Genomic DNA, 24,404 nt, shown 5'->3' with positions numbered 1-24,404 from the left:
GCGGGACCAGGCATTCGACGTCAGCCTCTAAAACTCACTCCTTAAGGGTATATGCATTTCCGCTATGCGGTACTAGAATATCCAGATCCTCTAAGCCCTCTGGTTGGAAAACCAGATCTGATCCTTCAGTGGATCCAAGGATCCGAGAGAGGGCATACAGAGTTTGGAGACGGTATCCGCGATAGGCCGGTGTTGCGTCTGACATCAATTGATTTATTCGTGCAAATTCAGGGCTGTTTTCTGTTTGCACACAATCTGCACACAAAAAACTGTCTCAAGAAGCTTCAGAGAGTTCTACCAAGTATAAGCAGACTATTCAGAATTGCCCTTGAAGCCTTGGCAGAAGGGATGTAATCCTTAATGGACGTAACTGGACTCGAACCAGTGACCCCCACGATGTCAACGTGGTGCTCTAACCAACTGAGCTATACGTCCTAGCAGACTCATAAAATATCACAGTTATGAAGATCGGTGCAATTGGGGAGTCAAAACATCAGCAATTCTCAGCATGGTTTTCGGGAGTAGCCGATAATGCGCAGACCGCACGGTAACCGCTCCCAATTATCATTACCGCCAGCAATCACTGTGGCCGCTGAGGCCGAGATCGCCGTCAGCCCCGGTTTGATTGCGCCCCCACCGCATTACAGTGACTGGATGCATCGGGTGAGGGGCTGCAACCGTTGCACGCTCAATACTCTGAGCTGCAACGATTGTCATGTCAGCATAAGAAGTGAGCTGGCTTGAATGGAGCCGGCTTAAGGAGCCGTATTTTCATCTTCCTCAGAGGGTTCGGTTCCAGAGGGGGAGGCAGGGGGCTCAGCGGAGGCTGCCGTCGAGAGGCCAAAGCTATCGGGAGAGTCCGCCGGAATGCCTTCCAGGGCGGCTAAGACTTCCGGCGGTAACCCATCCAACGCTGTCTCAACACCAGAGTCCGGTGCTGAGGCAGTGACGGCAGGCCGAGGCATGACTAGCGTCTCGTCCTCATCCTCGTCTGCGGCGGCGGCTGAGGGCCGGGCAGCAGCGGGACTGCTGGCGACTTCCTCGCGATCGGGGATATCTGACTGCCCGGACAGGATGGCTTCGACCTCGGGGGGCACGCTCACTGGGTTGGTCAGTGGCGCGTTGGGGTCGGCGTCCTCGGCCTCGGTGGGTAAGTCGCCAACGGCTTGCAAAATGTCTGCGGGGACGGCGGTTTCCAGAGTGTCGGGTAGGGGCTCGGTCGGACTGATGGCGGCGGTCGTCGGTGATGAGGGGGCCGATGGGGCCTGGATGACCGTCTCGGTCGTGGGTTGGTCGGCCGTGGGGAGATCGTCGATCGCGGCTAATAAGTCGGACGGTAACTCATCATCAAAACTAGGGGACTGCACCGAATCGGCGGCGCTGAGCCCGATGGGGCCGATGGGCATATCAGCGGGCAGATTTGCCTCAGCCGGTTGAGGCGTGGGACGTGGCGCGGGCGGCGGCGATGGTGGGGTGCTAATACCAGCGGTAAAACTCGGTGACTCTTTGGCATTCGCCGCATTGATCGAGGGGGCTGGGATGCTCTCCAAGACCGATGTGGCCGCGTTACTCACCGCTGGGGTGCCCAGGTCGAGGGGGATATCGTCGTTCTGGCCGCCAAGGGATGCGGCTTGCTGGAAACATTGGCGAGCTTCGGCATCGCGCCCCATTTGCTGAAGGGCTTGGCCTTTGCCTTGCCAAGCGGCGGCGAGGTGGGGATTTAACTCGATCGCTTTATCAAAGCAAAACAGTGACTCGTCCAGTTGGCCCATCGGGATGAAGACATTGCCCTTGCCAATCCAGGCGGCGGCATCGTCGGGATCCATCTCTAAGGAGCGATTAAGGCTTTTGAGGGCGTCATCCGCGCGACCCAGGTTGGCTAAGGTGGCCCCGCGTCGGGCTAAGCCCCGGGCAATGACGGCGCTGGCTCCTACTAAAGTCGTCCCGGCAGCAGCGGCCTTGAGACGTTCCATATCGGCTAGCTCGATCGCTTTATTGAAGCGGTCAAGCGCCAGTTGATACCGTCCCGCCTTGCCAAAACTGACGCCCTCTTGCAGCGTTTGTTTGGCTTGGGCGAGGGAGCCGTCAATGGGTTCTGCCGTTAGGTCGGAGGCAAATCCGGCCAGGGGAGCGGCTGGGGCCGGGGAAACCGCTGCAGCGGGTCTGGGTGCAGCGGGCGTCGCAAAGTTGTCTGCTGAAAAATCGTCTGCTGAAAAATCGTCCGCCGCCAAGCTTTCTACCGCATCAGCAGTGTCGGCACTGGGGAGCAACTCGGGCGTTTCCTCGTCGTCATCGCTAATGTCGTCGGTCTCTTGCTGAAAGCTGCGCAGCAGCCCGAGCAGCAAAATCGCCAAGAGCGCTAGGGGAATAATCCACAGCACCTGGGGCGGTAAGCCTTGCAGTTGTTCCCATAAATTTTGCAGCGACGGGGGCAGATTCCCCGCGATCGCACTCTCATCCCCATCAGCCCCGTCGGGATCAGAGCCGGAGATAATCACCCCGGTACTATCGCGTAGCTGAGGCGTCTCGCCCGCACTCACGACAAGTTGCTGACCATCCGGGGTGAGGGCCAGGGCCTCGACCGGAGCACCTACGTCCGTCAACGGCTCGCCCACGGGCACGCCATCGCCAGAGAGATATTGCAGCGCCCCAGTTTCATCACCGACGACAATACTGTTGCCTTCCGCGTTGACCGCGATCGCGGTGACGGGGCCAGAGACGGTAAGTGGCTCGCCAATGTTGGTGCCATCGGCCGCCCATTGCCGCACGGTGCCATCCGCTCCCCCGGAGAAGAAGCGGCCATCGGGCAACACGGCGAGCGAGCGCACGGGGCCTTGATGTCCGGTAATCGGTTCGCCCCGCTGGGTGCCATCGGCCACATTCCACAGGCGAATGGTGCCGTCGTCGCTGGCCGTAATCAGGGTGCTACCGTCCGTACTCAGGGCCGTATCGCGCACCGCTCCGGCGTGACCCGTAACGGGTGCACCCACGGGATTGCCCGTAGCATCCCACCGCTGCCAGGTGCCCGTTTGGGTCGCACTAATCACGCCACCGTCAGGCTGTGCCGTGAGGCTCGTGATGACCTCATTGCCAGCATTGCTAGGGTCGCCAATGGGGGTGCCATCGGCATTCCACCAGCGCAGGGTGGCGTCGGCTCCGCCGCTGATCAACCGTTGCCCATCGGCACTAAAGGCCAGCGCCGTCACGGGGCCAGCATGGGCGGGGATGGGCTCGCCCACAGCGGTCCCGTTGGTTTGCCGCAGGATGAGGTTGCCGTCGCGATCGCCCACCACAAAGCCTTGACCATCGGGGCGCATCGCTGAAACGTAGTCGGGCAAGTCTGCAACGGCGACATCTGCCGCTTCTGCCGCTTTGGCCTCAGCGACCGCCGCTTGGCCTTCGGCATCGGTGGCCAGGGCCAAAAAGGCGGATGCCGAGGGCGAGAGGGACTGGCTGCTCAGATAAACATAGTTGCGCGGTTGCGAATAAGGATAGTCCCCACTGTCGGGGGTGGTGCCGTACATCGGTAATACCCGGACATTTTCCTGGTCGAGCACCTGGCTGGCGATCGCATAACTGATGCCGTTATCGCCCAATTCCGCGACGACTGCGGCGGTGCTGTCATTCTCGACCTGGATCGCTTTTTCCCCAGCGGTCATGTCACCGCCAAACACCTCGTATTCGCCCAGGGACGCCCGAGTATCGCTAGTTTCGGGTCGATCAATAAAGCGAATGGGCAGGTCTGGCCCGCCTAATTGCTGCCAATTGGTGACCGTGCCCCAAAAAATGTTGACAAAGTCTGTAGCCTCTAACTCTCCCGAAAAGGGATTGTCCGCGCCGACAATAATCGCAATTTTTTCCCGACTGACGGAAACCGGCACTAACCCCTGGGCTTGTTGTTCGGCTGTCAACGGGCGACCGATCGCAATGAGTTCCACCTCGCCCGCTTGCAGGTTTTTTAGTGCCCCCTCGGCGGGTTGTTCGACCACGGTGACAGTGGCGTTGGGATATTTTGCTTCAAAGGCTTGCACCAGCGATTTTGTGATGGTGGCCATGCTGGCGGTGCCCTCGATGGTCAGGCTCGCGTCAGCGGGTAAGCCATCGGCAGGCACTTGAAACTTGGCGTCAGCACCGACAGCCGTCTCGCTGGCCGCTGGCGTTGGGGCCGCCTCGGCATCGGAATTGTCCATGGCATCAGGATTATCCACCCCTTGCGCCAGTTTTGCCGCCTGCGCTCCCGTTAGGGTCGGCGTGATGAAGCCTGCCGCCACTAACAAAACTACGAATAATGAACGATTTTGCACCATTCCCAAACTCCTCACCGATGAGCCGCCGATTCAACCTGGGACTGCCTTAGCCTGACATTCCACACTGGATTTTTGATAAGGATACTAAGGATATGAGATTTCGAGTGCCCAACGTTGCAATCTGTCGTAGTGCAGGGCTGGTATTTGCGATCGCCCTAAGATAGGTTAAGCCCAGAGAACGGTTGCTCAAGCCCTGCCGCGCCCATGAGGTCGATGTTGATAACCAAACCCCACAATCGCATGGTAGCGCTCCGGTTAATCCTGAGCGGCGGGCTGAGTCTGGCGATGGGGGCGATCGCCGCTGCCCCAAGTTGGGCCAACGCCGCCGCGATCGAGCCCTTTTTACGTCCGCCCATGGTGTGCCCCCAAAACGTGGAAACCTTGACCACTGGGCTGCTGCGCGACTTGCCCAGTTATGCCAATCGCGTCGCTCGGCGCACCCTGGGCACCACCCCCGACGACACCCAGTTTGGCACGATGCTGCTGGCGGGCCGCGCCGAATTTGAGCCCTTACCGTTGGAAACCTTGGCGTTTGAACCCGTCGCTGACGACGCTACGCAACAAGTCTTTTTCACCACCTTGGAGCGCCGCTATCTCGACGACGAGACGATCCGGCAGGAACAGTATCACTGGTTGTTTTTAGTGCCCACGGCAGAGGGCTGGCGGCTAACGCTGATGTTTTCCCGCTTGGCGGCAGCGGATCAGCCCAGCCGACCGCCTACGCCGCCGCAAGAGAGCAGCGACGGCATTATGGGTCAAGCTGTGCGCTTATGGCTGCGGGACTGTCGCGCGGGCACGCTATTCCCCATTGAGGCCGACACGCCAATCCCTGGGGCAGCGGACAGGCCAGCATCGACGGGGCGATAAAGGGTGTCGCGCTGTTGATGGGGCCGATTGATCGACGCGATCGCCCCTTGCAAGTCGTTCACCGTCATACAGGTGCCGCCTTTGGCCCCCGCCATGGTGGTAATGTGCTCTTCCATCAGGGTGCCGCCAATGTCGTTGCAGCCCCACTGCAGAGCGTCAATTGCGCCAGACAGCCCCAGCTTGACCCAGCTCGGCTGATGATTGGGAATCCAGTTGCCCAGATAAATGCGCGACACCGCCGTCAGATGCAACACGTCGCGCAGCACGGGCTGGTCGCGTCCCACCCGTCGTCGCAGGGGTTTGGGGGCCGCCTCGCCGACAAAGGGCAGCAAGATGAATTCGGTGATGCGGGCGGGCTTGGCTTGGGCGATCGCCTGCTGCTGGAGCTGCCGCAGTTGCTCAAAATGGGTGATTTGCTGGGCGGGTGTTTCGATGTGCCCACACAACATCGTGCTGGTGGTCGATAGGCCCAATTGATGAGCCAACCCGACAATTTCAAGCCAGGTCTCGCTGTCAATTTTTTCCGGGCACAATACCCGCCGCACCGCATCATCCAGCACCTCCGCCGCTGTACCCGGCAGCGATCCCACACCAGCCGCTTGCAGCGCTGTAATCACCTCGGCATAGCTCCGGCCATCTTCGCGGGCGATGAACTGGATCTCTTGGGGCGAAAAGGCATGGAGGTGCAACTGCGGCCACGGATCTTTAATGTTGCGAATGAGTTGAATGTAATATTGCAGGCTACTGCCGTTGACTTTGGCGGCGGGATTTAAGCCCCCCTGCATACAAATCTCCGTCGCGCCCTGGGTTACCGCATCGGCGGCTTTTTCGGCCATGGCTCCCCAGTCCACCCAAAAGGCTCCGTCTTCGCCATCGTCGCGACGAAAGGCGCAAAAACTACAGTGCTGTTCGCAAATGTTGGTGAAGTTGAGGTTGCGATTCACCACATAGGTCACGGTGTCGCCCGCTTGCCGTTGTCGCAAGGTATCGGCCGTCGCCTGAATGGCCGCGATCGCCACCGGGTCAGCCGTGCATAACAAAGCCAGGCCCTCATCGGGAGTCACATCGCCGCCGTCTAAGGCTCGGTTAAGAATGGGGGCTAGGGGATGGGACATGGCAGTTCTCAAAACTCAGCAGCAGGGGGCAACTCTCCCATTGTGAAGGAGAACCCCGTCGGTTAACCATCCCGGTGCTCAATGCGAGGGCTGGACTGGCCCGATCCGGACGGGTGATTCGGCGTTGGATCGGGCATCGCCGCCGGGTGGGGGACAAGATTATGGCTGCCCTCATGAATCTCTATGAGATCTCGATCCGACGAGCGATCGCCCTGCCTTTACAATGACAACAGGTTAGCCGACTATTTTTGAACTGTAAGAGCTCATGTTGAAATCAACCACTCGTCATGTTTTGATTTATGCCGCTGAAGTCGTTGACGAAGAGTTAGTACCCAGCGACTCGGTGCTGACTTTGGATATTGACCCCGACAATGAGTTCCTCTGGAGCGATGAAGCCCTGAAAAAAGTCAACGCGGAGTTCGATCGCTTGGTCGCCGCTGCCGGTAACTGCGAACTCACGGACTACAACCTGCGTCGCATTGGCTCTGACCTCGAACACTTCGTTAAAGAGCAGCTACAGGCGGGTGAAATTAGCTATAACCTGAAAACCCGCGCGCTGAACTACAGCATGGGGCTGCCCCGCGTGGTGAGCGAAACCGAAGGGTAAACCGGGAGTTTTCCTCAGCCAGCTGGAGAGGGTGTGGCATAATTTCGTAGCTTGAGTGGGGCATGGGGCTCTGCTCGGCCTGACCGATGAGCGAGGCGATCGCCCCCTATGCCGAATTCGCAGTTGCCACCGATACAGCGCTATCTCTGGGCACAGGGCACCGTGGCCGCACCCTTGCCAGCGGGCAGCTATTTGGCGCAGCGCTATCAGGTCATTCGCTTTCCCCTCGTGCGCGATACGCAACCCCAGTTGCCGCCGCCTGCTTTAGCTGACGTTCCTGCGGCGGCCATGCCGTATTTAGTGTTGTCGCCTTATTTGACGGCGATGCCTCGGCCTGTCACCCAGGTGTCACAGGCTGAAGGCCAGCCGTTGTTGCTGCTTGACGAGGTGCCACTGCGGGGACAGCTCCACGCCGACGCCCCTCCTGACTTATTACCCGCGCTGACTGAATCATGGCCCCAAGCTTCTGCCATCGAGCAGTTGTCGTGGCTCTGGCAGTTGGCCCAACTTTGGCAACCGTGTCTGGATCAGCGAGTCGCCCATTGCCTGCTTGCTGCCGACCTCGTGCGGGTCGATGGTGAGGATGTGCGGCTGTTGATGGTGACTGTTGATCCGTCACCGCTCGATTTAAAGGATTTAGGCCAACACTGGCAGGGCTTAGTCAACCAGGCCGCGCCAACTATCCGCGACTATTTGACTCGGTTAACTCAGCAGTTGGTCGCGGGGCAGGGCCAAGTCGGGGGCCTGGTGAATTCCCTTGCGCAGGCGCTGCAACAGCAATCGGCCCAGCAGCCCTGCCAGGTGCAATGGGCGGTGCAGTCGGATCAGGGGCCAACCCGCAACCGCAATGAAGACGCCTGTTTTCCGGCCAGCGGCACCGCGCAAACTGTGCAGCTGATGACGGAGACCAGCCATCAACTCACCCCAGCGCCATTATTAGTGGTTTGCGATGGGATCGGCGGCCATGAAGGCGGCAACATTGCGTCCCAAACGGCGATCGCGGAAGTCACCCAAGCCCTCCAGCCGTTGCTAGTGCGTAATGGCGTGCCCCACGCCGACCTCGTGCTGACGCTGAAACAGGCTCTGTTGAGGGCGAATGAAGCGATCGCTCAGCGCAACGATGCCGATCACAAGCGCGAGCGGGGCCGCATGGGCACCACCATCGTCCTGGCGCTGGTGTACGACGGTTGTCTGTATGTCGCACATTTGGGCGATAGTCGGGCTTACCGGGTGCGATCGCACAATTGCCGCCAGCTCACCCTGGATGATGACATTGCCGTGCGCGATACGCGCCTGGGCCTGCGGCTCTATGCCGAAGCGTTACAGCATCCCGGTGCGGGGGCCTTGGTGCAAGCCCTGGGCATGGCCCCGACCCCGCATCTGCACCCCACCGTGCAGCTGTTTGCGATCGCTGCCGACAGTTTGATTGTGCTCTGTTCCGATGGCCTCAGTGATTACGACTTGGTCGATCAGCTCTGGGCGGCGGAACTACACCCCGTGTTGGTGGGCGATCGCGACGTGGGGCAGGCGACCCAACGGCTGGTCACCTTAGCCAATACCCACAATGGCCATGACAACGTCACCGTGGGGCTGTTGCGGGTGAGTCCTCAAGTCGGAGGGGCGGTGGCCCCCGTGCCGGTGCAACTGGTGGAGGGGCTCCGGCAAGCCGCCCCCGATGTCACTGCGCCCCTGGTCACGGCTCGCCCCCCGGCAGCGGCTCCCACGACCCTGCGCCCCGTCCCCCCCCCTCCAGCCCAGCCGAAAAACCGATGGCCGCTAATCATTGTCAGTGTGCTTGTGGCCGCTGGGGTCGGCATTATCGCTGCCCTCGGGTGGCAATGGTGGCAACGCCGAGCCCCGGCCCCCTTGGAGGACTCAGCGCCCCCTAGCGGCTCTACCCTTTCGCCATCCGCTGAGCCACCCACCGGGTCGACCGCGATCGCTGACCTGGCTGTGGGCGATTATCTGCAAATCAAAACTTTGTCGGACCCCACCGCTGCGGCCACCTTGATGACGACCCCGGCCCCTCCCGCCGCCGATGCCCCCAGTGCAGTCGATCCGCCCAAACGGCTGCTGATTGCCCAGACGGTGGTGCGGGTGCGGAGTCGTCAACAAACGCCTGCTGGCGAGTTATGGGTGCGTCTGCAAGTCTGTTCTACCCCGACGGCAAACCCGACCGTAGGCTCCGAAGCGCCGTTACCACCGGCCCTAGAGGGGGGTCGCCCCGCTCTCCTCTGGCCGATCGCGATGCCAGGAGATGAGGGCTGGGTTCTGCAAGGCGATGTCGCCACCTTTGCGGCCCCCTTACTTGACACATCTAGCCCTCAGCAGGGATTGTGTACTGACTAACGATCCGGGCTACGCTGGTCGGCCCTCGCCAGTGATGCTTGATCAGGGCATGCCGATCTACCGCTTTTCGCGTCTGTTTTCTCCCTCATGATTTTCGATGTCAGAGCCTATCCGTCTGCGTATTGCCATCGAGCGTCTGGCGAATGCCACCACCCCCCACTACGCAATTTGGGTGGTCGAAGCCCCTTACCCTGGTGGCTACGTCCACCACGATCGCCCCTGGTCTGACGAGCTCAACCAACTGTGGCAAAGCTGGCTCGAACTCTTCTCGCTGCGGGGCTTGCCGCCGGTGCCCCATGTCCCCGCATCCTATGTGCCGCAAATGGTCACGCCCGAGCTGCTCAAGTCCCCCGATGGCAAGGCGCAAGGCTACTCGGGTCGCTTGATGCAAACCCTCGGCGTCAAACTGTGGCAGTGGCTGTTTGACGGTGCGATTAAAGGCAGCCTTGACCAAAGTTTGGGCATTGCCATGGGGCAGGGCAATCCCCTATCGCTGTGTCTCGACATTCGTGACCCTGACCTGATCGGCCTACCGTGGGAAATCATGCAGCCCCAGCCCGGCCGCCAAGCCATGTCGTTAAACGAATATGTCCGCTTTAGCCGCACTACAAGCGATGTCGATCCCCTGGCGGCGATTCGGCTGGATCAGCACCTCAAAGTGTTGCTGGTGCTGGGAGAACCGGATGTGCCCGGCGATCGCGAAGCCGCCGACACTCTCCAGCTCGAAGCCGAAGCCCAACTACTCAAGCGGGTTTTAACCGGGGAGAGTACGTCTGGTCTGAGTGTCCGCACCGGTGCGCCTTGCCAGGTTGACGTGCTGGTGCGACCGCGAGCCAGCGAACTGATCAAGGCGATCGATCGCGGCGAATACAATGTCTTTTTCTACGCCGGTCACGGTGTGCCCGCTCCCGATGGCGGCCTGATCTACCTACAAGCTGAATCGACCCTGAATGGTACCGAACTGGCCCAACTGCTGCTGCTCAATCAAGTGAAGTTGGCCGTGTTTAACACCTGCTGGGGGGCGCGGCCCGATCAGCAAGACCAGCGACCGATTCCCCGCAGCAGTTTGGCGGAAGTGTTGTTGCACCACGGGGTGCCGGCGGTCATTGCCATGCGTGACGCCATTGCCGATGAAGAAGCCCTGAGCTTTATCCAGGTCTTTGCCCAGGCGCTGACGGAGCGCAATCCGGTTGATCGGGCCGTGGCGATCGCCCGCCAGCAACTGCTCACCCTGTACAAATTCAATCAGCCCGCCTGGACGTTGCCGGTATTGTATCGGCACCCCGATTTTGATAGTCAGGTACTCGCCGACCAAGAGATGGACATTACCCGCCTCCCTGGCGATGCCTGCCCCAACAATCCCATGGCGGTCATTCGCGCCGTTGATGATCCCCATTTAGCCTGGTATCTCTACGGCGGGATGCTCCGTATTGGTCGCCGTCCCGAAAACGACCTCGTCATCCCCGAGCCGTGGGTATCGGGTCACCATGCCGAAATCTTTTGTCGCCAGACGAACAACTCCAGTGCCATGCAGTCGGTGGCTTACTATTTGCGTGACGACTCGCGCTACGGCACGTTTTGTGAACAACAGGGCACCTGGCAACAGCTCCACCGCACTGAAGTCTGTCTGCAATCGGGCGATCGCTTGCGCTTCGGCAGTCCCCAAGGGCGGCTGATGGAATTTGTGGTCGAAGATTAAGCAAGGTCCAGACTAAATCGTCCCGCATGCCAGCGATCAACTAAGTGAAGCAGCCCCCAATCATGCCGGCCAGCAAGATGAAACCGAGCCATACATTTTGGCGAAAGATCTTGCCGTACAAAGACGGCGGTGGGTTGTAAAAACCCAGCAAGTAGCCCTCACGCGACCAGACCGCGATCGCCCCCACCCACGTCAGCCAAAAGGGCCAGCCCAACGACATCACCAGGCCGACGGCCGCGAGGAGTACCGCCGTGGCGACGAAAAAGAGCGTGACGACGAGGGGTGTCCGCTGGCCAAAAAAGATGGCGCTGGAGTTGATGCCCAGTTGCTGATCAAACTGCCGATCGGGAATCGCGTACACCGTATCGAACCCCAGCGTCCAAAAAATCACCGCCGCCCACAGTAGCCAGGTCGCCAGTTCCAACGTGCCCGTCACCGCCGCCCAGGGAATCAGCACCGCAAAGCCCCACGCGATCGCCAGCACCAACTGCGGCACCGGAAACACCCGCTTCGCCAGAGGATACAGCACAATCACGGGCACTGCCGCCACACAAAGCGCAAAGCTCAACGGATTGAGGTAAACCGTGAGGCCATAGGCACAGAGAAACATGATGACCGCGAGGGCGAGGGCGACCCAAACCGACAACGCCTTGGCGGCCAGCGGTCGGGCTTTGGTGCGCTGCACCTGAGGATCAATGTCGCGATCCCACAGGTCGTTGACTACACAGCCAGCGGCACTGGTCACCAAACTCCCGACGATGATCACCCCCAGTAGCCCCACCGGCGGCAGGCCGCGAGCCGCCAGAAACAACGACCACAAGGCTGGCACCATTAAGATCAGTCGCCCGGTAGGCTTATCCCAACGCATCAGCCGCAGGACAGCTTTCCAGGTCGGTTCAGGGCGGGGCAGATCGCGCGTTTCCATAGTCATAGCAACAGGTTTCCACTCTTCAGCATAGCCCTGTTAGGGAATCTCATTCCAAGGGAAAATATTGGTTTTCACCAAAATTAGGCTGACTAATAGTACGACGCTGGCAGCGATCCCCCCTCTCATACAATTGGTATCGAGCCCCATCCCCACCCCATCCGCAAACCTGACAAGCCATCCTGGAAAGCAACTCTGACAGATCTTGAGCAACCTTAAGGCCATGAAATCTTCATAAACGCTGTAGTCATTTCACGAGACATCTCGAATATTTATGGTTAAAATGACCATAAGTTGTTCAGAGTTCGCTATGCCACTCTCACCTTTGCAGGCCCTGCCCGAAGACTACAGCTTGCTGACGGATCTCTATCAGCTCACCATGAGTGCCTGCTACGTGGGCGAGGGCCTAGACCAGCGCCGCGCCAGCTTTGAGCTATTTACCCGCCGGTTGCCGCCTAACTTTGGCTATCTCATCGCGATGGGGCTGACTCAGGCGATCGAGTATCTCGAAGCGTTCACTTTCAGCGATCGCCATCTCGCCCAGCTGCAAGCGACGGGGATTTTTGCCCATGCCCCGACGGCCTTTTGGGAAACCCTCCGCCACGCTCGATTCACCGGGGACGTGTGGGCGGTACCCGAGGGCACGGCGGTGTTTGCCAACGAACCCCTGCTGCGCATCGAAGCCCCGCTGTGGCAGGCCCAGGTAGTGGAAACTTATCTCCTGAATACGCTCAATTATCAAACGCTCATTGCGACACGGGCGGCTCGCTTACGCGATGTCGCTGGCCCCGAAGCCAAACTGCTGGAATTTGGCACGCGGCGGGCCTTTAGTCCCCAAGGGGCGCTGTGGGCGGCGCGGGCCGCGATCGCGGGCGGCCTAGATAGTACATCCAATGTCTTGGCCGCGCTGCAACTGGGGCAAAAGCCGGCAGGAACCATGGCCCACGCGCTGGTGATGGCGATCGCCGCCCTCGAAGGCAGTGAGACCGATGCGTTTGACGCCTTCCATCGCTACTTTCCCGGTGCGCCGTTGCTGATCGATACCTTTGACACGGTGGCCGCCGCCCGGCATCTGGCCGAACATCGGCAGCAGGGACAAGCGGCTCTGGCGGGCATTCGACTAGATTCTGGCGATCTCGCCCTGCTGTCTCAGCAGGTGCGCGAGCTGCTGCCCGATGTGCCCATTTTTGCCAGTGGCGACATTGACGAATACGAAATTGTCCGGCTGAAACAGGCCGGAGCCGTGATTGATGGCTATGGCTTGGGTACGCGACTGGTCACGGGCAGTCCAGTTAACGGCGTTTACAAACTGGTCGAGATTGATGGCATGCCGGTGATGAAAGAGTCGTCGAGCAAGGTTACCTATCCGGGCCGCAAACAAATTTTCCGACAATCTGAGGGCGATCGCGCTGTGCAAGACTACCTTGCCCTTGCGACTGAATCTCCCGACTCCGGAGCCCAGCCCCTGCTGCAACCCGTGATGCAAAATGGCCGGCTGATTGCCCCCTTGGCTGACCTCCCAGCGATCGCCCAGCGCACGGCCCAGTCGGTCGCTGCCCTGTCGCCAGCGGTACGGCAAGTTCAAGACCCGAACCCTTACACTGTGGAAATTACGCCCGCGCTGGAGCAATTGACTCAGGCCACCCGCCACCGAACCCAATCAACGGTGGGCAGCGGGGGCCAGTCATGACCGACCAATGGGGCACCTCATGCCCCACCCGAATAACAATTTTTGTGTTTCATCCTCTGCCTGTCGCTGTTTTACCTGCCTGCCCATGATGGAAAAGCCCATGCGAATTGCCCTATTTGGAATGAGTGCCGACCCGCCCCATCGGGGCCACGGCAGAGTGTTGCGATGGCTCGCTCAGCATTTTGATCATGTGGCCGTGTGGGCCGCTGACAATCCGTTTAAGCAGCACCAGTGCCCGCTGCGCGATCGCCAAGCCATGCTCGATCTGATGATTCACGACTTGCCGGTGCCCCCCGGTCGCATCGCCCTCTATGCAGCGCTCAGCCATCGGCGCAGTGTGGTCAGTGCCCAGCAAGCCCGCGAGATGTGGCCCCACGCCGAACTCACCCTGATTGTGGGAGCCGACTTGGTCGAGCAGCTGCCCCGCTGGTACCAAGCTGCTGAGTTGTTTCAACTCGTCAACATTTTGGTCATGCCGCGCCCCGGCTACCAACCCTCCGACCACGCTTTAGCTGCGATTCGTCAACAGGGGGGACAGGTGGCGATCGCGGAAACCCTCAAAACCTTTGAGGTGTCGTCGTCTTACTACCGCCAAACCGAAGACGCCCAAGCCTTACCCGCCGCCGTTCGCGCTTATATTAACCAACGAAATTTGTATCCATGCACGGAAAGCTCCCAAGAAAAACAGGCCATCTCTTGAACGCCGAACCCCTAGCCGACTTTAAGGTCGGCGTGGACAACGTGATTTTCTCCGTGGATACGGAGCAAAATCGGCTGCTCGTGCTGTTGGTCATGCGCCACGACGCCCCCTATGACGGCTGTTGGAGCCTGCCCGGCACCCTGGTGCGCCAGGGCGAATCGCTGGAGGACGCCGCCTACCGCGTGCTGTCCGAAAAGATTCGGGTCGAAAATCTGTATCTGGAACAGCTCTATACCTTTGGCGGGCCAGAGCGCGATCCCCGTGAAGCAGAGGAAGCCTATGGCGTGCGTTACCTCTCAGTGAGCCACTTTGCCCTGGTGCGGTTCGCCGAAGCCGAACTCATTGCCGATGGCGTCAGCGGCATTGCCTGGTATCCCCTGGCGCAAGTGCCCACCCTCGCCTTCGACCATGCTGAGGTGCTCGCCTATGGCTACCAGCGCCTCAAAAACAAGCTGGAATATAGCCCGATCGCCTTCGACGTATTGCCCGACATCTTCACCCTGGGCGACCTGTATCAGCTCTATGTCACAGTCTTGGGCGAGGGCTTTTCGGACTATTCCAACTTTCGGGCGCGGCTGCTGAAGCTGGGCTTTTTAGAAGACACGGGCAACAAAACTTCCCGTGGTGCCGGTCGCCCCGCCAGCCTCTATCAGTTTGATGCCGACGCTTTTGACCTGTTGAAAGATAAGCCCATGGTCTTTATCTAAATGTGGGCTCATCAAGAAGGATGACAGATACTCGTGTCCCCCAAATCGGTGCGGCGCTCTCCCCCTCGTACCCCCCGTGCATTACTCAGTTCGTGATCCCAGCTGTTAAGCCATTCACTATGTATCGGTAACTTCTATGAAAATTGCGATCGCTCAACTCAACCCCACCATTGGCGACCTCACCCACAATGCCGAACAGATTGTCGCCGCTGTGAAACACGCTGCGGCTGGCGGTGCCCGCCTGGTGTTGACGCCAGAATTGTCGCTGTGTGGCTATCCGCCCCGTGACTTATTGTTGCGTCCCGGCTTTATTGCAGCCATGCGTCAGCAGCTCGAAAGTCTAGCCGCCCAGCTACCTCCCGAAGTGGCGGTGCTGGTGGGCTGTGCGGAGCCCAATGCCGGGGCCAGCGATCGCGGGGAAAAGCCGCTTTACAACAGCATCGCCCATTTAGAGCAGGGTCAGGTCCAGCAAGTTTTCCACAAACAACTGCTGCCCACCTACGACGTATTTGATGAAGACCGCTACTTTGAGCCCGGACAAGCGGCCAACCACTTTCACCTCGCCCTCGCCGCTGGACGCAGCGTTCACATTGGCGTCACCATCTGCGAAGACTTGTGGAACGACGAGCAGTTCTGGGGGCAACGCAAGTATCCGCACAATCCCATCGCGCAATTAAAAGACATCGGCGTGGATCTAGTGGTCAACCTGTCGGCCTCTCCCTTCACGGCGCAAAAGCAGCAAATTCGGGAAGCCATGTTGGCCCATAGCGCCCAGCGGTTTGATGTGCCGATTGTGTATGCCAACCAGATTGGCGCGAATGACGACCTGATTTTTGACGGCAGCAGTGTGGCGGTCAATCGTCAGGGTGAGTTAGTGACTCGGGCCTGCGCCTTCCAGGCGGATTTGCAATGGCTCACCTACGATCCCCAAGCCGCGGATTTGCAGGGGGGGACGATCGCGGGCGCGATCGCGGACATCAACGAAGAAATTTGGTCAGCCCTCGTGCTGGGCGTCAGGGACTACGCCCGCAAGTGTGGCTTTAGCAAGGCGGTCATTGGTCTCAGTGGCGGGGTCGATTCGGCGCTAGTGGCCGCGATCGCCGCTGCTGCCCTTGGCCCCGATAACGTGCTCGGCGTGCTCATGCCCTCCCCCTATAGCTCTGGCCATTCCATCAGCGATGCCGAGCAACTGGTGCAAAACCTCGGCATCCACAGCGAAACCCTGGCGATTGGCCCGCTGATGTCTGGCTACGACGAGACCCTAGCAAACCTGTTTGCCGACAAGGAGTTTGGCGTTGCCGAAGAAAATATTCAGTCTCGCATTCGCGGCAACTTGCTGATGGCGATCGCCAACAAATTCGGGCACCTGCTGCTCTCCACGGGCAACAAGTCCGAAATGGCGGTCGGTTACTGCACCCTTTACGGCGACATGAACGGTGGCCTGGCGGTGATTGCCGACGTGCCCAAAACTCGCGTTTACCACATCTGTGAATGGCTCAATCAGCACCCGGCAGCCTTAGTCAAGGCCGCTAATGCCAGCCAAGTAGATCCCATCATTCCGGGCAATATCTTGACCAAAGCCCCCAGCGCCGAACTCAAGCCGGGCCAGGTGGATCAGGATTCCCTGCCCAGCTATGAAGTGCTGGACGACATCTTGGAACGGCTGGTGCAGCGCCACCAAGCCATTGACGACATTGCGGCGGCAGGGCATGACATCGACATTGTTCAAAAGGTCGTGCGCCTGATGAGTCGCGCCGAGTTCAAACGTCGTCAGGCTCCCCCTGTGCTGAAAGTGACCGATCGCGCCTTTGGCTCCGAGTGGCGCATGCCGATCGCCAGCCGCTGGACGGGCAACCTCGCCCCCCAACTCGCGATCGCCCTGGCCTCGACTGCCGCCCCTTGATCGACCGGCACCGCTAACGTATCGCCCCCGGCGAACGGCTCGATGGCAGGGTTGCTTCATCGTGGCTGAAGGAAATCCTGAATCGCCAATCTGGTGTTGCGGGCGAACGATCGTTCGCCGCTACCGATAATGTTCAAACACCTTGGCAGCATTCTCTTTCCTAGTATGAAACCCGCCTTCTGCGGACGAGAAGGCGGGCGGGATAAGCGATCGCCCAGCCGGGAGGTGTCCATGCAATTAGTTTGAAAACTGATCGCAAAAGGACAGCTCCCTTGGTGGACCGCCGCCTCGTCACATCACTCGACCAAAACGCCTGAAACGTTTATATAGCTAGATTATTACGATCACAAAGGAGCTAAAACACACAAGAGCTGGCGAGAATAGTATGTTTGCAGCCACTGATCTATTGACATCTAGTTTCAATAAGCTAGAATGAAATCAACTTGGAGGCTTAACCGTTAAGCGTTCCTGTTCTCCTCTCAACAACAGTCTAGGTGCTTCAACTGAGGCACCTATTTTTATGGTTGCTCATCCTCCCAGGGAATACGGACTTTCTTTTACAAAAGCGATCGCTGCTGAGCTTTTTTGCCAAAATCCGGGAATAGTGAATATGTGGATTTGGTAAAGATTATCTAGAAACTATGAGCAGCATTTAGGCGGGGCTGTATTTCTCCGTACTTTTGCTGAGTTACTCCAGCCTCACGCTGATGCGATCGCGATGCCCCAGATTGAGAGCCCGCTATCAGCCAATCAGTCAGACTCATTACGTGGTGTACCCGCATCAATGGCAGTCTTTGGAATCTAAATAAGTTGATGCAGTTGCCGCTGAGGTCGCCCTCACAACTCACGACGCTTCCTTTCAGGGCCTTAGTTGGCTCGGTGGCAGGCTGTCCTCAGCTAATTATTGTCTCAGTTCCCTGTTGGCCATGACTCAAGAGTTATTCACCCCTGATCCTGTCTCTCCCAGTCGAAAAGTGACCGATACACTTCCTGCGATCCCCACGATCTTAGACACCATCGCTGACCCCATCTTTTTGACGGATGCCGAGGGCCAGTGGCTGTATGTGAACCAGGCTTGCTGCGATTTGTTCGGGCTGCCGTCATCGACTTTGCTCGGGCCACCTGACCCAGATTGGCTCACCCATGTGGGGCTCGATATCTTGCAGGGGTCACAGGGCAAGGCCGCCGCCACCCGCGCCATGCAAGAACGGGAAATCGCCCTCCGGGACAGCGAGAGTGAAACGCGCATTCTGGCGGTCAAAATCAGTGTGATGGCCACCGATGCGGCTATCTTCCTGGTTCATACACTGCGAGACATCACCCATCGGGTCGAATCCGAACAGCGTCTCCAGCGAGAGTCGCGCCGCGAGCGACTGTTGGGGGCGATCGCCAAACACCTGCTGCAATCCATGCGGCCTGCCACCCTGCTGGAACGCAGTATGGAAGAGGTGCGGCGCTTTTTAGAAGCCGATCGCGTGCTGTTTTACAGTTTGCGACCGGATAACGTCGGTGTCATCGCCGAAGCCGTCGTGCCGGATCAATGCTCGCTCAAAGAAATTCTGCTGGAGTTCACTTGCTTTGACCCCGCCGAGTTGGCGCAATACCAACAGGGCGAGGTGCAGGTGGTGGAGGATGTGGAGGCCGCCCTGTTGCCAGAGGCGTTTAAGAAACACCTACAGGCCTTTGATGTGCAGTCTTATGTGGCGATTCCCGTCATTCAAGCGGGGAGCCTGCTGGGGCTGATTTACGTCCATGATTGCTGTCACCCACGACCGTGGCTCCCTTGGGAAATTGCCTCGCTGAAGGATGTGGCCACTCAGGTGGGGCGAGCCCTCGCTCAAGCCGACCTGTATACCGAAGTGCGCAAACTCAATACCGAGTTAGAAACTCAGGTGGAGCAGCGCACCCGCCAATTTCAGCAAGCGTTGGACTTTGAAGCGACGCTCAAGCGCATTGCCGATCGCGTGCGGGACAGTTTGGATGAATCCCAAATTTTGCAAACAGCGGTCGAAGAGTTGACCGGCGTTTTAGGCGCGAAGGGCTCCAACACCGCCTTGTACGACCTCGAACAAGGCACCTCGACGATTTATTACGAATATAACGAGTCGCTGCCCCCGTACCAAGGCCGGGTCGCGCAGATGGAAGCCTTTCCCGAGGTGTATCATCAACTGCTCGACGGTCAATATTTCCAGTTTTGCTCCAAAGAGCCAAACCCCGTGCGGGGACATGTCGCCATGTTTGCCTGTCCCATTCGGGACGATCGCGGCGTGCTGGGCGACCTCTGGCTAATCAATGAAAAAGACTACGGGTTTGCCGATCAAGAGATTCGACTCGTGCAGCAGGTGGCCAACCAGTGTGCGATCGCTATTCGGCAGGCTCGGCTCTATCAAGCGTCCCAAGCCCAAGTGAAAGAATTAGAGCGGCTGAACCAACTGAAAGATGACTTTCTCAGCACGGTGTCTCACGAGTTGCGCACCCCCGTCACCAGTATGCGCGTGGCCCTGCAACTCTTGGGGGCCACCTTGAACCAGGAGCTAAACCTGAATCAAGAGTTGCAGAAACCGAAAGACAGCCAGCACCGCGTCGCGCGTTACTACACTGTGCTGAAAGAAGAGTGCGAGCGCGAAATTAGCCTGATTAACGACCTGCTAGATTTGCAGCGCCTCGACGGGGGCAATCATCCCATGACGCCGCAGCAGATTAATTTGGCGAGTTGGCTCACGGGCATTACCAACAGCTTTTATGAACGGGCGCAAAGCCGGCAACAAGCGGTTGAGATTGATTTGCCAGCCACCTTGCCGTCGGTGGTGAGTGACCAAGCCAGCCTCGAGCGCGTCTTTGCGGAACTGCTCAACAATGCTTGTAAATACACGCCGCCGGGCGAGACGATTGCGGTCACAGCGATCGCGAATCGGGCTGACCAGCTTCTCGTCACGGTGGCCAATAGCGGGGTTCAAATCCCGGCGGGGGAACTACCGCGCATCTTTGACAAGTTCTACCGGGTGCCCAGTGCTGACCCTTGGAAGCAGGGCGGCACTGGGCTGGGGCTAGCACTGGTGCAAAAGCTCCTGATGCATATCGGCGGTGATATTCAGGTGACGAGCGATCGCACCGGCACCGCCTTCAAAATCACCCTGCCGTTAGACATGACTCTCGCCGTTTGAAATCAGGCCCGGTTAACCGCAGTCCCCCGCCCGGCACCTAGACACCGGGGGCGACTACAGGCGATCGCCGGGGCGTAACTGCTCGGGAAACTCCAGGGGTAACTGCCCACTGCGAATGTGCAAGTCGCGTTGAGGAAAGGGAATTTCGATATGGTGTTGGCGCAGCGCCGCCTCGATCGAGAAATAAAGATCGCTCTTAATTACTAGCTGCTTTGGGGGATCTGCAATCCAAACGAGTAATTCAAAGTCGAGAGAACTGTCGCCAAAGCCTTTGAAAAATACTAGCGGCGGCGGCTTGGAGAGCACTTGGGGATGCTGATAACTCGCTTCAATCAGCACTTGTTTGACGTCTTTGGGATCGGAGCTGTAAGACACCCCCACGGGGACTCGAATGCGGGAGACGGGATTGCGGTGGCTCCAGTTAATGACTTCTTGCTCTAAAAAGCGGGAATTGGGCACGATAATCGACACCTGATCTAACGTTTTGATTTCGGTGCTGCGGGCTCCGATATGTTCCACCGTGCCTTGAAATTCACCAAACGCGACGAAATCGCCCACCTGAATCGGGCGCTCAAAGACCAAAATAAAGCCGCTGCCAAAGTCTTTCACGATATTTTGGAGGCCGATCCCAATCCCCACCCCTAGGGCACTGGCAATCAACGCCAGGGAGCTGAGATCGACCCCCCAGATTTGCAGCAGCACCACGGTGCTGACAAAAATCATGCTGTATTTGGCTAAGACCGCGATCGCGGCCTGTAATCCCCGATCGATCCCCGTTAGGCGCAATACCCGCGATCGCAAGAAGTTAGCAAAGATGCCCGACACCACTACCAAGCCGAGCAGGATGCCAATCAGCACAAACAGGCTGAAGATGGAGATCTCGGTCTGTCCCAGGCGGAGATTGGGAGCCAGCAGACCTTCGAGGACTTGCCGCTGAAAAAAATAGCTCCAGCGGCGGGTGAGCGGAAACAGGGTGGTGATGTAAGTAATCACGCCCAGCCAGAGGCCAAACCGGATCAAGCTGAGAATTAACGACAGCAGTAGATTGAACCCGGCGGGCGGGGATTGTTCGCCATCATCCCGAGACGTGACCCAATTTTCCAACAGCGGGCGCAGCGATCGCCGCCATAGGTAACCAATCAGGCGATGTGCCAACAAGGTCAGGACAATTAGCCCCAAGGAATAGAAGAGACGACGCTGCAAGACCGCATTACTGCGTTCTGCTTGGGCGGTTTCGAGTTCCTGATCCAGTTGTAAGGCCCAGGTGGTGGCGAGCTCATCAGGAGAATTGACATCATTTAAGTCCGCATCATTTTGCGTCACCGTCATGAGGTAGCGCTCATCTACCAAAATCACCGGCGCTTTATTACGGGTTTCGGTACTGACATTGAGCCCCTCATCATTCTCAATCAGGTCTTCCAGTTCCCCGCTGATGGTGTCGGCCCGCTCATCGGCATTGATCTGATTGGTGGCGGCCACATCAAATAACGGGCGACCATCTAACACCACCGGGGCACTATTCAGCACCAAGGGTTGGGCCATGACGCCGCCGATGACGCTACTACCCAACATCAGCGCCAGCACCAAGGTGCAGAGCCGCCGCCAGATTGGCGATTTCACCAGCCCGCGCCACGGTTGCCGATGTGACCGTCTACGTTCCCCCATTGCGATCGCGTCACCTCCTAGACTGCTCACCCCGATCGGTCTCTATCAATCAACATCGTCATCATCCTGACCAGCAAGGTACCTGCGGGAAAATCGCAGTCCACCACAGATTGCCAGGGCAACGGCCCATGACGCTGATGTGCCGCTCTCAACCATGTAAAGGGGCGAATTGGCGAGGCAAGGTTCCCGGTCGGCTCAACCGATACAGTCGGCATCAGTTCGCGGGCACTGTCCCCCGCCAAGTTTATGGTCAGGGCCACCGGTTGCGAATGAAGCTTTGGCACTGATCTAGTCATCCGTGTCTAAGCTTAGTTCTGTCCTGCACAACCAGCAGTTTAGAAAATTTGCCACTGCCGCCGATACAGCCTAGCCCATCAAGACGGGCGGTTGAGCCCAACAGCAGGGTTAGAGCAGGCTGCTAATTTTTTCTGCGATCGCGGGCTGAGCCAGCACGCCTTCGGTGCGATCGATCAGATTGCCATCTTTGAAAAAGAGCAGCGTGGGCACCCCCATAATGTGGTACTGGCTGGCGAGTGTTTCACACTCATCAATGTTGATTTTGGCGAGCTTGGCCTGACCGTCAAACTCTTCAGCCAAGCCGTCGATAATAGGATTCATTAACTTGCAAGGTCCGCACCACGCCGCCCAAAAATCGACCACGACGGGAACATTACTCTGCAAGACTTCCGTCTCAAAATTGGCATCGGTCAGAGTGACATATTTGGTTGCTGCGGCCACGGTGGTGAATCTCCTAACGAGGGCGGATGTTGGCTCAGCGTCACGACCAAACGGCTGCGCTAAGTCAACAACGGGTTGCGTCCTTTCCTAAGATAATCGATAGGTTCGACGATGCCCTAACAATGCGTCGCGTGATTGGTCACTGGTTCACTGGAGTTCCCACCATCCACTGATGATTCGGCAGCTTTGTGGGGCGATCGGGCATCGGTGCAACCTACGCCATTGGGAGCATCAACCGGGTTGCAGTCATGGGGGTGAAGGTGCGCATAAAGTCTTCAGCCGCCGCCCTATCCATCGGTGGACTGATTCCATACCCTTGAATGCCACCGCACCCGAGCCGCTGTAGCCACGATCGCGGCCTCACCGTTTCGCCCCCTGCGGCCACCTCCGTCATCGCCAAAGAATTGGCAATTTGAATGATGGCCTATCTCTTATGAACCAGGGGGTTTAGGCTGGTTGTCGCCGAATAAGGTCGTCCTCACCTCAGAGGATGCTTTCTGGATGCCGCAGGCGATCGCACTTAATATGCAAAAACTCGTCCCCCTGACAGAAGCCCTCAGCCAGCGCCATAGACATGCCTTTGACTCGAAAAGAGCCGTTGAGATTACGGCGGCGCGTATCCAGCTCAGCGATTTGATAGTCGTCTTGATAAATCACGCCATTAAGGGCGTCTAACACGGGTTTGACAATCCGCTCATTATCGAGATCTGGGTCTGGTTGCCCCACGGGCTGATCGTAAAAATGAGTGATCTGGAGGGACAGTTTCTCGGCCAGCGGTGGGCGATCGCCCCAACAGTCCTGCGCCGTAATCATCACCTGGGTCCGCCAAGCTTTCAGCGCTTTTTTATCCTTGGCGCGGTGGGGTACCGGTGTCCCGATAATGACGAAATCGAAAGGCAGCACAGTCTCAATTCCGGATGGCGATCGCCAATGCAGGCAACGTTAACGACACACCTAAGGGGTGACTGTTACAGCTGCTTTGACCTCGCAGGCAAGTCAATGCCAAGTCCTGTTGAAGCATAGGCGAAACGCGCGGGGTGATGAGACTCAAGGCGATCGCGGCCACTTAGGCAGGTACTTTGCTCTCGGCCTGGGTCAACACCTCGACCCCGGTTTCGGTGACGGCGATGGTGTGCTCAAACTGGGCGGAAAGTTTGCGATCGGCGGTGACGGCAGTCCAGCCATCGGCCAGCACCTCGACTTCATAGGTGCCGACGTTGATCATTGGTTCAATGGTGAAGACCATACCTTTGCGCAGTTTTTTGCCTTTACCCGCCGTGCCGTAATGGGGAATTTGCGGTGCCGTGTGGAAAATGCGGTGAACGCCGTGGCCAACAAAATCTCGGACGACGGAAAACCCTTCTGCTTCGGCATATTCCTGAATGGCCGCGCCGATGTCACCGATGCGCGCCCCGGGTTTCACTGCCCGAATGCCGCGCCACATCGACTCTTCCGTCACTTCCACTAGCTTTTTCGCAAGCGGGGAGGGGGTGCCGACCAAGAAGGTGCGAGAGGTGTCGCCGTGGTAGCCATCCACAATCGGGGTGACGTCAATATTCATGATGTCACCATCGCGCAGCACCTGGTCAGCACTGGGAATGCCGTGACACACCACTTCGTTAATGCTAGTGCAGATGGAGCGGGGAAACGGATCAACTGCACCGGGATAGCCGAGGGGGGCGCTTTTGGCACCGTGCTCTTGCGTCCAGGCTTCGGCGGCGTCGTTCAGTTCTTGGGTGCTCACCCCTGGTTTTACCATCGGCTCCAGGTAGTCCAGCAGCTGCGCCGCCAGCCGACCGGCCTGACGCATTTTTTCAATTTCCCGACGCGATAGCAGCGTAATGACCTCTTGCTGTTCCACAGTGATTACTTTGGGTGTTTGGACAACGACATTGTCTTCTACTGTAACGTTGCCCGGTCAAATTGGGCAGGGTGGCGGATCTTGACAACCGGGCGGAATTCGCTACC

Annotated in this window: 17 protein-coding genes and 1 tRNA gene; 9 read left to right on the top strand and 9 right to left on the bottom strand. The window is 58.5% G+C overall.

The genetic code is table 11. From position 1 onward, the window contains the following. Positions 1 to 361: 361 nt before the first annotated feature. Positions 362 to 435 (bottom strand) — tRNA-Val (locus JUK32_RS21320). Between the two features lie 320 nt (positions 436 to 755). After that, positions 756 to 4,307 (bottom strand): substrate-binding domain-containing protein, encoded by a 3,552-nt coding sequence (locus tag JUK32_RS21315; protein ID WP_204140886.1) that lies wholly within the window; start codon positions 4,305 to 4,307, stop codon positions 756 to 758. A 213-nt stretch (positions 4,308 to 4,520) separates the two neighbouring features. On the opposite strand from JUK32_RS21315, the gene JUK32_RS21310 reads away from it, so the two are divergent. Further along, positions 4,521 to 5,174 (top strand): hypothetical protein, encoded by a 654-nt coding sequence (locus JUK32_RS21310; RefSeq protein WP_204140885.1) that lies wholly within the window; start codon positions 4,521 to 4,523, stop codon positions 5,172 to 5,174. On the opposite strand, the gene cofH is transcribed toward JUK32_RS21310, so the two are convergent. Then, on the bottom strand, positions 5,063 to 6,289 hold the full coding sequence (cofH, locus tag JUK32_RS21305; protein WP_204140884.1) for a 7,8-didemethyl-8-hydroxy-5-deazariboflavin synthase subunit CofH: 1,227 nt from the start codon (positions 6,287 to 6,289) through the stop codon (positions 5,063 to 5,065). The two genes, JUK32_RS21310 and cofH, sit on opposite strands and share 112 nt — an antisense overlap. A gap of 265 nt (positions 6,290 to 6,554) precedes the next feature. Here cofH and JUK32_RS21300 point away from each other — a divergent pair, with 265 nt between their 5' ends. The 3 genes from JUK32_RS21300 (at position 6,555) to JUK32_RS21290 (ending at position 10,944) form a co-directional block, all read left to right on the top strand. Then, a complete protein-coding gene (locus JUK32_RS21300; RefSeq protein WP_204140883.1) occupies positions 6,555 to 6,896 on the top strand; it encodes an NAD(P)H-quinone oxidoreductase subunit M in 342 nt (113 codons plus the stop codon). A 108-nt stretch (positions 6,897 to 7,004) separates the two neighbouring features. Continuing rightward, on the top strand, positions 7,005 to 9,245 hold the full coding sequence (locus JUK32_RS21295; RefSeq protein WP_204140882.1) for a PP2C family serine/threonine-protein phosphatase: 2,241 nt from the start codon (positions 7,005 to 7,007) through the stop codon (positions 9,243 to 9,245). 97 nt (positions 9,246 to 9,342) lie between these two features. Beyond that, positions 9,343 to 10,944, top strand: coding sequence for a CHAT domain-containing protein (locus tag JUK32_RS21290; protein ID WP_204140881.1), 1,602 nt, complete (start codon positions 9,343 to 9,345; stop codon positions 10,942 to 10,944). A 40-nt stretch (positions 10,945 to 10,984) separates the two neighbouring features. On the opposite strand, the gene JUK32_RS21285 is transcribed toward JUK32_RS21290, so the two are convergent. Next, positions 10,985 to 11,869 carry a 4-hydroxybenzoate solanesyltransferase gene (locus tag JUK32_RS21285; protein WP_239112927.1) on the bottom strand — a complete coding sequence of 295 codons (885 nt, stop codon included), beginning with the start codon at positions 11,867 to 11,869 and terminating at the stop codon, positions 10,985 to 10,987. 310 nt (positions 11,870 to 12,179) lie between these two features. Between JUK32_RS21285 and JUK32_RS21280 the strand changes: the two genes are divergently transcribed. From JUK32_RS21280 to JUK32_RS21260, 5 genes are all read left to right on the top strand, one after another. Next, positions 12,180 to 13,559, top strand: coding sequence for a nicotinate phosphoribosyltransferase (locus tag JUK32_RS21280; RefSeq protein ID WP_204140879.1), 1,380 nt, complete (start codon positions 12,180 to 12,182; stop codon positions 13,557 to 13,559). Positions 13,560 to 13,659: 100 nt separating this feature from the next. After that, positions 13,660 to 14,259: a nicotinate-nucleotide adenylyltransferase gene (locus JUK32_RS21275; protein ID WP_204140878.1), complete on the top strand. Its 600-nt coding sequence runs from the start codon at positions 13,660 to 13,662 to the stop codon at positions 14,257 to 14,259. Then, complete coding sequence (locus JUK32_RS21270; protein WP_204140877.1) at positions 14,220 to 14,966, top strand: NUDIX domain-containing protein; 747 nt, start codon at positions 14,220 to 14,222, stop codon at positions 14,964 to 14,966. The genes JUK32_RS21275 and JUK32_RS21270 overlap by 40 nt, the downstream gene beginning before the upstream one ends. Before the next feature lie 136 nt (positions 14,967 to 15,102). Further along, complete coding sequence (locus JUK32_RS21265; RefSeq protein WP_204140876.1) at positions 15,103 to 16,869, top strand: NAD+ synthase; 1,767 nt, start codon at positions 15,103 to 15,105, stop codon at positions 16,867 to 16,869. A gap of 926 nt (positions 16,870 to 17,795) precedes the next feature. Continuing rightward, a complete protein-coding gene (locus tag JUK32_RS21260) occupies positions 17,796 to 20,033 on the top strand; it encodes a GAF domain-containing protein (RefSeq protein WP_204140875.1) in 2,238 nt (745 codons plus the stop codon). Positions 20,034 to 20,087: 54 nt separating this feature from the next. Here JUK32_RS21260 and JUK32_RS21255 read toward each other — a convergent pair whose 3' ends face one another. From JUK32_RS21255 to map, 5 genes are all read right to left on the bottom strand, one after another. Then, entirely contained in the window at positions 20,088 to 21,728 is a 1,641-nt protein-coding gene (locus tag JUK32_RS21255) for a mechanosensitive ion channel domain-containing protein (RefSeq protein ID WP_309224599.1), read from the bottom strand. Between the two features lie 375 nt (positions 21,729 to 22,103). Continuing rightward, on the bottom strand, positions 22,104 to 22,436 hold the full coding sequence (gene trxA / locus JUK32_RS21250; RefSeq protein ID WP_204140874.1) for a thioredoxin: 333 nt from the start codon (positions 22,434 to 22,436) through the stop codon (positions 22,104 to 22,106). A gap of 214 nt (positions 22,437 to 22,650) precedes the next feature. Further along, entirely contained in the window at positions 22,651 to 22,836 is a 186-nt protein-coding gene (locus JUK32_RS21245; protein WP_204140873.1) for a hypothetical protein, read from the bottom strand. 83 nt (positions 22,837 to 22,919) lie between these two features. Further along, complete coding sequence (locus JUK32_RS21240) at positions 22,920 to 23,339, bottom strand: RusA family crossover junction endodeoxyribonuclease (RefSeq protein ID WP_204140872.1); 420 nt, start codon at positions 23,337 to 23,339, stop codon at positions 22,920 to 22,922. 163 nt (positions 23,340 to 23,502) lie between these two features. Next, a complete protein-coding gene (gene map, locus JUK32_RS21235) occupies positions 23,503 to 24,297 on the bottom strand; it encodes a type I methionyl aminopeptidase (protein WP_204140871.1) in 795 nt (264 codons plus the stop codon). Between the last annotated feature and the right edge of the window lie 107 nt (positions 24,298 to 24,404).

The organism is Halomicronema sp. CCY15110, assembly GCF_016888165.1.
GTDB lineage: Bacteria > Cyanobacteriota > Cyanobacteriia > Phormidesmidales > Phormidesmidaceae > Halomicronema.
Note: the sequence above shows the minus strand (reverse complement) of the source record. Positions and strands in the feature narration are given on the sequence as shown.